Origin of the sequence: Kribbella sp. NBC_00889 (genome assembly GCF_045207705.1) — a bacterium.
Classification (GTDB): domain Bacteria; phylum Actinomycetota; class Actinomycetes; order Propionibacteriales; family Kribbellaceae; genus Kribbella.
In genome coordinates, this window is record NZ_CP108783.1 from 7,602,949 (window position 1) to 7,614,868 (window position 11,920).

Below are 11,920 nucleotides of genomic sequence, written 5' to 3' on the forward strand. Positions count from 1 at the left end.
CGGAGCGTAGCTGTGCACTAGGGCACGTCCACCTGGCGATCCGGCACTGCGGGAATCGTTGTCCCGGCAGTTAGATTGGCCTTTGTCATGACTACTGAGCGGATCGACCGGGCGAGTGTGGGGCTTCGGTCGGAGCGGGGACCGATCCTGCTCGCGGTGATGCTGAGCGTGGGGCTGGTGGCGATCGACGCGACCATTCTGGCCACCGCCGTCCCGTCAGTGGTCGACGACCTCGGCGGCTTCACCCAGTTCCCCTGGCTGTTCTCGATCTACCTGCTGGCCCAGGCCGTCTCGGTGCCGATCTACGGCAAGCTCGCCGACCTGCGCGGGCGCAAGCCGATCATGCTGGTCGGCGTCGGGCTGTTCCTGCTCGGGTCGGTGCTGTGCGGGTTCGCCTGGAGCATGCCGGCGCTGATCGCGTTCCGGCTGGTCCAGGGACTCGGTGCGGGCGCGATCCAGCCGATCGGGATGACGATCGTCGGCGACATCTACACGGTGGCCGAGCGGGCCAAGGTCCAGGGCTACCTGGCCAGCGTGTGGGGGATCTCGTCGTTCGTCGGCCCGACCCTCGGCGGGCTGTTCTCCGACTTCATCTCGTGGCGCTGGATCTTCTTCGTGAACATCCCGCTCGGCATCGCCGCCGCCTGGGCGCTGGTGCGTCGCTTCCACGAGAACGCCGTACCGCGGACCAGCCACCGGATCGACTACGCCGGTGCGGTGCTGCTCGCGGTCGGCGGCTCGATGCTGTTGCTCGGCCTGCTCGAGGGCGGCGTGATGTGGTCCTGGGACTCGAGCGCGAGCATCGCGATCCTGGCCGGGGCGGTCGGCCTGCTGACCGCGTTCGTCGTCGTCGAGCGCCGCGCGCCCGAGCCGGTGCTCCCGCTGTGGGTGCTCAGCCGGCGCGTCCTGAACTCCGCGAACTCGGCGGCCCTTCTGATCGGCGTGCTGATGATCGGCCTGTCGACGTACGTGCCGCTGTTCGCCCAGAGCGTGCTGGGTACGTCGGCTCTGGTCGCCGGGTTCGCGCTGGCCGCGATGACGCTGGGGTGGCCGATCGCTGCCTCGGTGGCCGGGCGGATCTACCTGCGGCTCGGGTTCCGTACGACGATGCTGTTCGGCGCGTGCATCGTGGTCGTCGGCGCTGGGCTGCTGCTCACGGTCGGGACCGAGAGTTCTGTGCTGCACCTGGCCGGTGCCTGCTTCGTCATCGGCATCGGACTCGGCTTCTCCGCGTCGCCGTCGGTCGTGGCGGCGCAGTCGTCGGTCGAGTGGCAGACGCGTGGTGTGGTGACGGGCGCGAACATGTTCGCCCGATCGGTCGGTAGCGCGATCGGAGTGGCCGCCTTCGGCGCGGTGGCCAATGGTGTGGTCGCCGCACGTCTCGGCGACGACCACGCCGATCTCGAGACGCTGCCCGGCGACGTTCTGGCCCCGGCGATCCACGACGTCTACTACGGCGCCGCCGGAGCCGCCGTCCTACTCGTCGCTGCCGTTCTCTTCATGCCGAACCGGATCCCCGAGCAGCCCAACCGGGTCTAGGCCGACCTCGGTGCGCCAGGTGGCGTGCAGTGCTTGGAGACGTTGGGCGATCCCGGGCTCGTCGGTCATGCGGTTGTGTTGCTCACCCAGGTCGGCGGCGAGGTTGGTCAGATGCCGGCCGGAGCCCATCGGTGCGTGCTCGTACTGGCTGAGGTGAGCGACGGATGGGCTGTCGCTGTCGACGCAACTGAGCTTCCAGTCACCGGATCGCACGGCCCACTGGAAGCCGCAGTCCCAGTGCAGGGCGGTGTGAGCGGACTGGGTCTCGCCGGTGAGCACCGGCAGCAGGTCGACGCCATCCGACTCGGCTTCACCACCTGCGGCAGCGACCAGGGTGGGCACGAGGTCCAGCGTGCTCACCAGTGCATCCGTCTGCTGACTGGCTGGCAGCCGCTCGGGCCAGCGCCACAGCATCGGGACCCGGATGCCGCCTTCCCAGACCGTGTACTTGGTCCCGCGCAGCGGCGTGTTGTCGGCGAAGTTGCAGGTCGAGCCACCGTTGTCGGTGGTGTAGACGATCAGAGTGTTGTCCGCCTGACCAGTGGCGTCGAGAAGGTCGAGCAGCTTGCCGATCTCGGCGTCCATGAGCTCGAGCTGGGCCAGGTAGTACTCGCGCCCGTGGGGGAGGTTGGGCACGATCACGTCGTCGTACCACTCGGTGTAGGTGCGGCCGGACTCCGGCTTCCAGTCGTTGTACTCCGGCAGACCGCGGCGGGCGAGTTCGTCGGCGGGCAACTGCCAGCAGAAGTTGTGCACCGCGTTGAAGGCGAGCATGCAGAAGTACGGGCGTTCGTCCTCGGTCTCGATGAACTCCGCGGCGCGGCGGCCGAGCTCGCTGGTCAGGAAGCCCTCGTGCTCGACCGGCTCGTCACCGGACAACAGTGGCTGCACCGCCATGTACTTGGCGGCATCGGCGCCGTACTCGCTCTGGGACTGCTCGGAGTGGTGCAGGTAGTTGAGCCGGCCGAGCGACTGCCCGGCCAGGCCGTACAGCGTCTCCTCGAAGCCGTGCTGTGGTGGGCAGGCCCGGTCCCCGACGTTCTCGCCGCCGTAGTGGACCTTGCCGAAGTACCCGGTCCGGTAGCCGCGCTCCTGCAGCAGCTCAGCCAGACTCGGTACGTCGTCCGGCGCGAAGGAGGCCGAGTCGAACCACTGACCACCCCACCGCTGCTGGTACCGCCCCGAGATGATCCCCGCCCGCGACGGACTACAGATCGGCGCGGTCACGTAAGCACTCGAGCAGCTCACTCCACCACCAGCCAGCCGATCCAGCGCCGGCGTCCGCACATCAGAATGCACCCCCAGCGCACTCCGATCCGCGTACCCATGGTCATCCGACACGATCAGCAGAATGTTCGGCGTGGACACGGTTCCGCACTCTGTCACACCCGGCAGTCCGGTGCCGATAAGAAGCGGAACACTTCGCGACGAGCAACTAGGTTGCTGGTATGCGTGCGGTCGACTGTGTGGGTGCCTTGATCCGGGACGAGCAGCAGCGTGTCTACGTGCAGCGGCGTACGGCGGAGCGGCGGTTGCTGCCGGGGATCTGGGACATCGTCGGCGGGCACCTGGAAGCGGGAGAGACACCGGAGCAGGCGCTGGCGCGGGAGGTCGAGGAGGAGACCGGCTGGAAGGTCCGCGACATCGTCTGGACCGTCGCCGACTGGGAGTGGGAGTACGAGGGCCGCGTACGGCGTGAGCTCGACTACCTGATCACAGTCGACGGGGACCTGAGCAGGCCGCGACTCGAAGAGGGCAAGCACGACGCGTCGGCCTGGGTCGGGCCGGACGACCTCGATCTGCTGATGGTCGGCCGCACCGACGGCGACCGGAGGCTGCGCGACATCGTGGCGCAGGCAGTCCGAACCCGGTTCACCGAGCGCCTCCGGCTCGAACCGATGACCGCGCCGGGCGACGTCCTGCCCGGACATGCCGCGGACCTCGAGATCCTGCACGCCGATCCGTGGGTCGCCCAATGGTTCGCCGGCACCTGGTCCGCCGAGGAGTCGCTCGAGCGAGCCACCGGGATGCACGAGGCATGGGAGCAGGACGGCGTGAGCAAGTGGATGGCCTACGACCGGACGTCCGGTGCACTGGTCGGTCGGGGCGGGCTCTCGCGTCTGGGGGACTCAGAGCAGATGACCGCGCTCGTGGGGTCCGAGTGGGCGACCGATCGGCTCGAGCTCGGGTGGAGTGTGCTCACGGCGTACCGAGGCCAGGGCATCGCGACCGAGATCGGCCGAGCCGGACTGGACTTCGCGTTCCGCACACTCGGTGCGAGTTCGGTCGTCGCGTTCACCGAGCGGATCAACAGCGCGTCCCGGGCGGTGATGGAGCGGCTCGGGATGACCTACGTGGGTGAAGCCAGCTACGAAGGGCTGGTCGAGGGCTCGCCCGAGGTCCAGCCGGACGCCCCGTTCGCGGTCTACATCACCGGACCCGAAGCGGACATCCAGCGGTCATAGCCGGTCGAAGCCGCTCACGAACCGGGTCAACAGGTCCGCGAAAGTCTCCCGCTCGGCGTCCGTCCAGCCGGTCATCGCATCGGCGAACCGCTCCTGGCGATAGCCGTGCACCCAATCGAGCTGCTGCCGGCCTTCGGCGGTCAACACCAGGTTCGTACGGCGACCGTCCTGCTGGTCGGCCTCACGCCGTACCAGACCGGCGGACACCGCCGCGGCGACCAGCTTGCTCGCCCGGGGTTGGTCGACGCCGAGGGCCGCGGCGACTCCGTTCACCCCGATCGAGCCCGGTGCGGCCGCCTCGATCGCGTCGAGGACGTCCTGGACCGGGTCGGGTCCGCCGGACTGTACGGCGAGGGCCCGGCGGGTCTGGCGGCGGCGGATCGCGATCATCGCCGTCTCCACCGCGACGACCGGGTCGGTCTTGTCCACGGGCACTCCAAAATATATGCTCGTTGACATGTATATGTCGGATGACAACAAGCCTATCGGCTGGTGGCTGAAGGAGGTGGACCGGCTGCTCGAAGCGTCGTTCGAGCGGGTCCTCGCCGCGGACGGGCTGACGCGCCGGCAGTGGCAGGCGCTCAACGCGGCCGCCGGCCCGGAGCTGATCGCGGTGACGCTGGCGCCGTTCCTGACCGGAGATCCCGCCGAACTGGCCGCCGTCACCACCCCGCTGACCGATCGCGGCTGGCTGACCGGCGAAGACCTCACCGAGCAGGGCCGGGCCGCACTCGAGACGCTGAGCGGCAAAGTTCACCAGCAGCGCCGGCGCGTGACAGCCGGCATCACCCCCGAGCAGTACGCCGCCACGCTCGGGATCCTCCAGCGCATGGCCCACAACCTCGCAGCCTCCGCGAGCGGAGACTGACTCCGAACGGGGAGTCTCGCCAGCCGAATCAGGTGCGCAATGCTCCCCGGACCGGGTACACACCCTCCCCGCTGGCCGGTTGTTTCACGAGTGACGTCTTACCGGACGCCAGCGATCAAACAACCCGCCAGCGACCGCGCCGACCACCCGGGACACCCGGGGCCATCGGGACACCCGGAAATGGCTCCGCTGTGTGATCGCCCAGGCGCGGCGGTCACACAGCGGAGCAGGCCACCTCAGGGGGTGGCTCTCGGTGAGGTGTCAAGAGCCACCGGTGTCCTACCGCCCAGGACACTCGGCCCTGCCTGGCCCGAGGTGTCGGCCAGGAGGTGGTTTGGAACGGCTGGGCGGCGGTGATACAGGGAGCTCAACCGCCAGGCCCAGCCGGGTCGATGGGCGGTGTGGTCCGGAGCTGAGGAGTGCTCCGGACCACACCTGGGTTTCGTCCGGGACTGAGGAGTGTCTCGGACCTTCCAGAGCTGCCCCTGAGCGTGAGGAGACCCCAGGGTGCAGCAAACCGGGTCTGAGGAGGACCCGGAAGGTCGTGGTGTTTCAGTCGGTGCTGTCGAGCGGACCGAGTACGTCGTTGGTGACTCGGAGACCGGCGAAACGGCGCCGCATCGCCTGCTCGTAGCGGGCTGCCAACGGCGCCTCCGCGACGTACTGAGCGATCACGTGCTCGCCGAACCAGACCCGAACTCGGCGCCGGTGCTGCCTCGACGTCATTTCCGCGATGGTCACTACTTCTCACCCCGTAACTCTGAGCCCTTGCAACCAGTTGGACTTACTGGTTGTCATGGCAGTAATGGTGCACGAGCCCGACGTGACCGCTCTAGGACCTGGACCGGACCTTTGCCGGACCTCTTCCGGACCTCTCGCGGACATCTGGGGGACCGCACCTTGTCGTGGGGCATCAGTCGAGACAACGTCTGATCTGACGTGACGGGAGGAACGATGGCGGGGAGGTACACGCCAAAGACGGTCCTGGCGCACCTGATCCAGCGCCGGAACCAGACCTACTCCGAGATCGTCGCCGAGTTCGTCGAGCTGGGTGGAACCATCACCGAGCGGCACCTGCGGCGCCTCGCATCGGGCGAGCGCGCGGGGACCACTCCTCAGACCCGGCGCACCCTGCAGCGCATGTTCGGAAAGCCGGTCGAGGACCTCTTCTCGCCGTACGTTCCCGAGCAGGCATCCCAGGTGGTGCCGGCACCTGCCGCGAGTGGACGGATCACGACAGGTAATGAGATGGAGGTTCTCGACATGGCTGCCAGCCGAGCGAGGGCGTTTGCCCTCGCGGCCCAGTCCGGTCTCGGAAGCGAGGCCATGGAACAGGTGTACGACGACGTGCGTCACGTCGCGAAGGCCTACCCGCAGCGCCCGCTGCCAGAAATCCTCGGCCAGCTGGTCGAGACGCAGGACCTGGTCTTCGCGCTGCTGGAGAGCAGGCAACGCCCGGAACACCTGCGGCAGCTGTACTTCCTCGGGGGCGTGACCGGCGGTCTGCTGGCCAAGGCATCCCACGACCTCGGCAACCCACATGCCGCCCTGACCCAGGCGCGGACGGCCTTCCTCTGCGCCGACAACGCCGACCACCACGGCCTGCGCGCCTGGGTGCGCGGCCTGCAGTCGCTCGTCTCCTACTGGGCCGGCAACCCCCACGACTCGGTCCGGTACGCACAGCTCGGCGCCGGGTACGCCGAGCAGGCGAACAGCACCACCAGCGTCTGGCTGCCGGTGAGCGAGGCTCGCGCCTGGGCCGCGCTGGGCAACCCGGAGGCCACTCGGGCCGCGCTCGAGCGGGCCGAGGAAGCCTGGAACACGGTGCGCAACGACGACCTGGACGACATGGGCGGCCTGTGCACCTTCGGCCGGCACCGGCAGCTGTACTACGCGGCCGACGCGCTGGCGTGGCTGCCCGGTGAAGTCGACCAGGCCACGCGGTACTCGAGCCAGGCGGTCGACGCCTACACCGACCAGAATCACCCGGAGTGGGCCTTCGGCGACGCCGCGGGCAGCCAGGCCGCGATGGCGATCAACCGGATCGCCAGTGGCGAGCTCGACGGCGCGGCCGACGCGATCGCGCCGGTGCTGGGCCTTCCGGCCGAACGCCGGATCAACGGCGTGGTGCACTCGGCCCGCCGGGTCCATCAGGCGCTGCGGCAGTCCGGGCGCGCGGACGACGCCCGGGAGCTGCAGGAGGAGATCGAGATGTTCACCCGGACCCCGATACAGACGTTCCCCCGGTAGCCGCCCGGATGGATCCCCTGATCGGCAGCCTGACCACGCTGCGCGAATTCCGCCCCACCGATCTGGACGACTATCTGGCCGTTGCCGGTGACGACAGGGTGACCACCTGGATGGCCTTCGACAGCTACGACCGCGCCAAAGCGGCCGATGCGCTGGCCGGCATCATCGAACGGTCGGCCCGGGAGAAGCGGCCGGATCACATGCTCGCCGTCACCCGCCGGGACGACGACCGCGTGATCGGCTTCGCCCGGCTGGCGCCCAGCGGGCCGTGGGGAGCGAAGCTCGGCTACGCCATCCACGCCGACCACTGGGGGCACGGCTACGCCACCGACGCCTCCCGGGTGATGCTGCGCTTCGCGTTCACCAGCCAGGGCCGGCACCGGGTGACCGCCGCGATCGGCCCGGAGAACGAGGCCTCGATCGCGGTGGTGAAGCGTCTCGCCTTCACCTACGAAGGTCACCTCCGCGACCATGTCTTCACCAACGGCGCCTGGCGCGACTCCCTGCTCTACTCCCTCCTGGAGAACGAGTACGCCGACTGACCGGGTTGGGGCCGGGGGGGAGACTGACTGTATGGCCGCCACCACTGCTGGACCGCTGGACCCGCTGCGGGACGGGTTGGCGAAGCTGATCATGACCAAGGTGGCGGGTCCGGACCCGCGCGCCGAACGCAACCGGGTACACAACACGCCTGGTCCCCGCTGGTTCGCCCCGGACCGCCCGATCCGGCGGGTGCACGGCGACGCGTCGATGTTCGCCGGTGGACTCCGGGCTCTGCTCCTCCAGTCGTTGCATCCGCTGGCGATGGCCGCGGTGTCGGCCCACTCCGGCTACCGCGGGGACCCGTGGGGCCGGCTCCGCCGGACCAGCTACTTCCTGGCCATCACGACGTACGGCGCGATCCCGGACGCCGAGGAGGCGATCGCGCGGGTCAAGTCCGTGCACGAGCGGGTCCGCGGGACCAGTCCGGACGGGGTGAAGTACCGCGCCTCCGATCCGCACCTGCTCAAGTGGGTCCACGTGGCAGAGGTCGACAGCTTCCTCGCCGCCCACCAGCAGTACGGCGTCGCACCGCTGAACGCCGAGGAGCAGGACCTGTACGTCGAAGACGCGGCACTCGTGGCCCGCAAGCTCGGGGTCATCGACCCACCGACCACAGTGGCCGAACTGCGGCAGACACTGAGGGAGTACCAGCCGGAGCTGCGCGGCACGACCGAAGCCCGCCAGGCCGCCCGCTTCATGCTCGTGCACCCACCGGTTCCCTGGGCCGCGCGCCCGGCGTACGGCGTACTCACGGCTGCTGCGGTCGGTCTGTTGCCGTGGTGGACCCGGCTGCCGCTGCGGCTGCCGTACCTCCCGCTCGCCGAGCGGACCGTCGTACGCGCCGCCGGCAACGGCCTGACCAGGACCATCCGGTGGGCACTGACGTCCCCAACACTGGGAGAAATCGAAGCGGCCGTAGTGACGCGCCGGTAGGTTGTTCTCGTGCCGCTGCGTCCTCATCGTCCGCTCCCCCTGGCCACGCCGGCGGGAGTCGAGGTGCTGACCAGGATTCTGACTCAGGGCCCGATCCCCCGGGTGGAGATCGCGCGCCGGACCGGACTGTCCCAGGCGGCCGTCACGAAGGCCGTCGCGCCGCTGATCGAGACCGGGTTCGTGACCGACCAGGCACCCTTGCCGGCGGAGGACAACCAGCTCGGCATCGGCCGGCCGGTGAGCCCGCTGACCGTGGTCCGCGAGAGCGTCTCGCTGATCGGGTTGAAGGTGACCCCGACCAGCCTGATCGGCGTGACCACCGACTTCACCGCCGGGATCTTGACTGTCCGGCACCAACGGCTCGACGACACGACGCCCGAGCGGGTGATCGACCAACTGGCCGACCTGTCCAGGGAACTGATCACCTCGCTCAAGACGGGTGAGGCGATGGCCGGGCCGCTGGTCGGGATCGGTGTCGCGGTGTCCGGCGACGTCGACGCGGCGCACGGCGTCGTACGGGACTCGCCGTTCATGGGCTGGCGCGACGTCCCGGTCGCGGAGCTGATGGGTCAGCGGCTCCGGGTCCCGGTCGTGGTGACGAACGACGTACGGGCGCTGACCGTCGCCGAGCATTGGTTCGGGGTCGGCGTCGACGCCGACTCGTTCGCGGTCGTGACCATCGGGTCCGGCATCGGCTGCGGGCTCTACATCAACGGCGAGGTCGTGTCCGGGGCGTACGGCGTCTCCGGCGAGCTCGGCCATCTACCGCTGGCCCCCGGTGACCTCGTCTGCACCTGCGGCCGGCGCGGGTGCGTGGAGACGGTTGCTTCGTCCGACGCCATCCTCGCCCGGACCCGGGAGACCACCGGGCGGGCGGACCTGGATCTGGCCGGGGCGATCAAGCTCGCGCACGAAGGCGATGACCACGCGCGCGAGGCGTTCGACCGGGCCGGCGAGGTGATCGGTGCGGCGCTGGCCGCGATGGTGAACCTGGTCGGGCCGGAGCTCGTGGTGATCGCGGGCGAGGGCGTGGCGGAGTACGACCTGTACGAGGATCGACTGCGGCGGACCTTCGCGGAGCATGCGTTCGGCGCCGCCGGCGACTGCCGACTGATGCTGCGCTCGCACACCTTCGACGACTGGGCGCGCGGCGCGGCCACCACGGTGATCCGCTCCTACGTCCGCGGCGAACCACCCCTCAACCGCTGAGCCGGGCACACCCACCGGTTCGCCCGCATTTGAGCGGATAACCCCTGAAGATGCCCCTTGTCCCCTCGTATTTTCGGGCAGAGAACCGGCCATTCGAGGGGATATCTGCTCAAACGCGCGCGGGGTCGGTGGGGCCGGGCGGGCGGTGTACGGACCGACAGGTAGTGCACCGGCGATACACCGTACAGACGACGGGCGCGCGCTCAACTGCACTACCTGTCGGCCCGACACCTCCTGTCCAGCTGCACGCCGCCCTCGCCCGCCGACCCCGACCCACACATCAACAGAAGCCCCGGATATCCCTCGAGTTGTGCCTTCTCCCCCGTCATATGAACAGAGAAGGCCTCACTCGAAGGGAGAACCCCTGCCGTTGTCGCTGCTCTCGTCGTACTGCGGGGGGAGAAGGGTGCATTTGAGGGGATGTCCCTCAAATGCACCCTCGGGGCTCGGGCGCGATTGTCCGCACCGGCAGGGCGGGGGCGGGGCAGTGCGGTGCCGTGCGTGCCGGGGGTGGGCGGGTGGGTCGAAACGGCTCAGGTCCTGGCCGCGGCCAGGATTTTGCGCCAGACCTTCTTGTAGGACTCCAGGCCGTCGGCGGCGAGCGGACCGCTGGGGCCGGCCGTGATCGACACGCGCTCCGGGATCGTGCCCCAGACCGGGATGCCTTCCTCGGCGTACTGCTGCATCGCTTCCTGATAGCTCCGGGTGTACGTCCGGGCCGAGCAGATCACCAGGCCTGACGGGACGCCGTCCGGAACCAGTTCCAGGACCGCCTTGACGCGGGGCGTCTCCACCCCGCCGATCCGGGTCGGGATGACCACGATCCGGGCTCGCTCGAGTGCCTTGTTCAGCAGCCGCTCGTGCGACGGCGGCATGTCCACGATGCCGATGCCTTCGGGCGGCACTTTGTCGAGTGCCTTGTTCAGCAGCCGCTCGGTCGGCGCCTCCGCGATCTCGATCCTGTTCAGATGGTCGTCCTCGGAGGAGTCGACCCAGTCGGCGGCACTGCCTTGTGGATCGGCGTCGACCAGGGTCGCTGTGCGACGGTTGGAAGATGCCAGCGCGGCCAAGTACACCGACGTGGTTGTCTTTCCGACCCCGCCCTTCAGTGCAGCTGTCACGATGATCATGAGAGTGAACTTACCCGGTCCTGTCCGATTTCCGGCGTGTCGTCGGCGTTGCTCGCCCACATCGTGATAGTTGCCCCCAGCCCGTGTGAACAAGCTCAAGTGTCCTTCAGCCGCGAATGCGGACCATCTCGACCAGCGAGGCCAGGCCGTCGGCGCTGTGGCCGGCTGCTACGGCGCGGGCGAACAGGGTGGCCAGTGCGCGTGGCAGTCCGGTGTCCAGACCGGCTTGTTCGAAGGCCTCGACCACGTGCTCACTGCCGACCGCCTGCATCTGCAGGTTGTTCTGGCCGCCGGGGTAGACACCTGCGTCGACGGCCGCGGTCAGCAGCTGGAGAAAGCCCATCGGCCCGTCTTCGGTGAGATCGGTGAGCATCGTCGCGACGTACGGGCGCAGGTCCTCGGCCTTGATCCCCGCGGTCCCGACCAGGGCGGCCGAGTGGAAGTAGCTCACCAGCGTGGTCCAGAAGACATTGAGCATCGCCTGGTAGTAGAGCATTGCCAGACCTGGGTCGGTACCCACATAGTCGACGCGGCCGAGCGCCGACAACGTCCGCTGATGTGTCTCCAGTACGTCGTGCGGACCGGCGTAGAAGGCGTACGCGCCGGGCTTGCCGATGCCCGGCGGCGGCACCATGATGCCGCCGGTGATCAGGGTGGCACCACGTTCGGCCGCCCACCGGCTTCCCGCACGCAACCGGTCCGGGCTGTCGGAGCTGAGGTTGACCACGACCCGCCCGGACAAGTCCGCGGAGGCCAGCGACTCCTCCATCGCCGGGTAGTCGACCTGACTGACGACGACCACGGTGCTCGCGGCGACCGCGTCGGCGGCGGTCGCCGCCTCGGTGGCCGCCAGCCCGGCCGCCTTGCCCGGCGTCCGGTTCCACACGGTGGTGGGGTGACCAGCGGCCAGGAAGACCTCGGCCATGCTCGATCCCATCGCACCGAGGCCGATCACTGTGACTGCTTCTCGAGAACTCATGGCC

Annotated in this window: 12 protein-coding genes; 7 read left to right on the forward strand and 5 right to left on the reverse strand. The window is 69.1% G+C overall.

Annotation, left to right across the window (positions count from 1 at the left end; translation table 11 throughout):
• Positions 1-87 precede the first annotated feature (87 nt).
• The gene (locus OG817_RS37270; protein WP_396394393.1) at positions 88-1,539 is read left to right on the forward strand and encodes an MDR family MFS transporter; all 1,452 of its coding nucleotides are present in this window, start codon (positions 88-90) and stop codon (positions 1,537-1,539) included.
• On the opposite strand, the gene OG817_RS37275 is transcribed toward OG817_RS37270, so the two are convergent.
• Positions 1,477-2,907, reverse strand: a complete 1,431-nt coding sequence (locus OG817_RS37275; RefSeq protein WP_406049648.1) for a sulfatase — start codon at positions 2,905-2,907, stop codon at positions 1,477-1,479. The genes OG817_RS37270 and OG817_RS37275 overlap by 63 nt on opposite strands.
• An 80-nt stretch (positions 2,908-2,987) precedes the next feature.
• Between OG817_RS37275 and OG817_RS37280 the strand changes: the two genes are divergently transcribed.
• Positions 2,988-4,004, forward strand: coding sequence for a GNAT family N-acetyltransferase (locus OG817_RS37280; protein WP_406049649.1), 1,017 nt, complete (start codon positions 2,988-2,990; stop codon positions 4,002-4,004).
• Here the strand turns inward: OG817_RS37280 and OG817_RS37285 are convergent.
• Complete coding sequence (locus OG817_RS37285) at positions 3,999-4,433, reverse strand: MarR family winged helix-turn-helix transcriptional regulator (RefSeq protein ID WP_406049650.1); 435 nt, start codon at positions 4,431-4,433, stop codon at positions 3,999-4,001. The genes OG817_RS37280 and OG817_RS37285 overlap by 6 nt on opposite strands.
• Before the next feature lie 28 nt (positions 4,434-4,461).
• Between OG817_RS37285 and OG817_RS37290 the strand changes: the two genes are divergently transcribed.
• The gene (locus tag OG817_RS37290) at positions 4,462-4,872 is read left to right on the forward strand and encodes a MarR family winged helix-turn-helix transcriptional regulator (RefSeq protein WP_406049652.1); all 411 of its coding nucleotides are present in this window, start codon (positions 4,462-4,464) and stop codon (positions 4,870-4,872) included.
• A 552-nt stretch (positions 4,873-5,424) separates the two neighbouring features.
• Here the strand turns inward: OG817_RS37290 and OG817_RS37295 are convergent.
• The gene (locus OG817_RS37295) at positions 5,425-5,598 is read right to left on the reverse strand and encodes a hypothetical protein (RefSeq protein WP_165553433.1); all 174 of its coding nucleotides are present in this window, start codon (positions 5,596-5,598) and stop codon (positions 5,425-5,427) included.
• Positions 5,599-5,826: 228 nt separating this feature from the next.
• Here OG817_RS37295 and OG817_RS37300 point away from each other — a divergent pair, with 228 nt between their 5' ends.
• The 4 genes from OG817_RS37300 to OG817_RS37315 are packed head-to-tail and all read left to right on the forward strand — an operon-like array spanning position 5,827 to position 9,807.
• Entirely contained in the window at positions 5,827-7,122 is a 1,296-nt protein-coding gene (locus OG817_RS37300; protein WP_406049654.1) for an XRE family transcriptional regulator, read from the forward strand.
• Positions 7,123-7,130: 8 nt separating this feature from the next.
• Positions 7,131-7,664: a GNAT family N-acetyltransferase gene (locus OG817_RS37305; RefSeq protein WP_406049656.1), complete on the forward strand. Its 534-nt coding sequence runs from the start codon at positions 7,131-7,133 to the stop codon at positions 7,662-7,664.
• A gap of 31 nt (positions 7,665-7,695) precedes the next feature.
• Entirely contained in the window at positions 7,696-8,598 is a 903-nt protein-coding gene (locus OG817_RS37310; RefSeq protein WP_406049657.1) for an oxygenase MpaB family protein, read from the forward strand.
• 9 nt (positions 8,599-8,607) lie between these two features.
• Complete coding sequence (locus OG817_RS37315) at positions 8,608-9,807, forward strand: ROK family protein (RefSeq protein ID WP_406049658.1); 1,200 nt, start codon at positions 8,608-8,610, stop codon at positions 9,805-9,807.
• A gap of 533 nt (positions 9,808-10,340) precedes the next feature.
• Here the strand turns inward: OG817_RS37315 and OG817_RS37320 are convergent.
• Together OG817_RS37320 and OG817_RS37325 are read right to left on the reverse strand one after the other, a co-directional pair.
• Positions 10,341-10,937: a ParA family protein gene (locus OG817_RS37320; RefSeq protein WP_396394403.1), complete on the reverse strand. Its 597-nt coding sequence runs from the start codon at positions 10,935-10,937 to the stop codon at positions 10,341-10,343.
• 106 nt (positions 10,938-11,043) lie between these two features.
• The gene (locus OG817_RS37325) at positions 11,044-11,916 is read right to left on the reverse strand and encodes an NAD(P)-dependent oxidoreductase (protein WP_406049659.1); all 873 of its coding nucleotides are present in this window, start codon (positions 11,914-11,916) and stop codon (positions 11,044-11,046) included.
• Between the last annotated feature and the right edge of the window lie 4 nt (positions 11,917-11,920).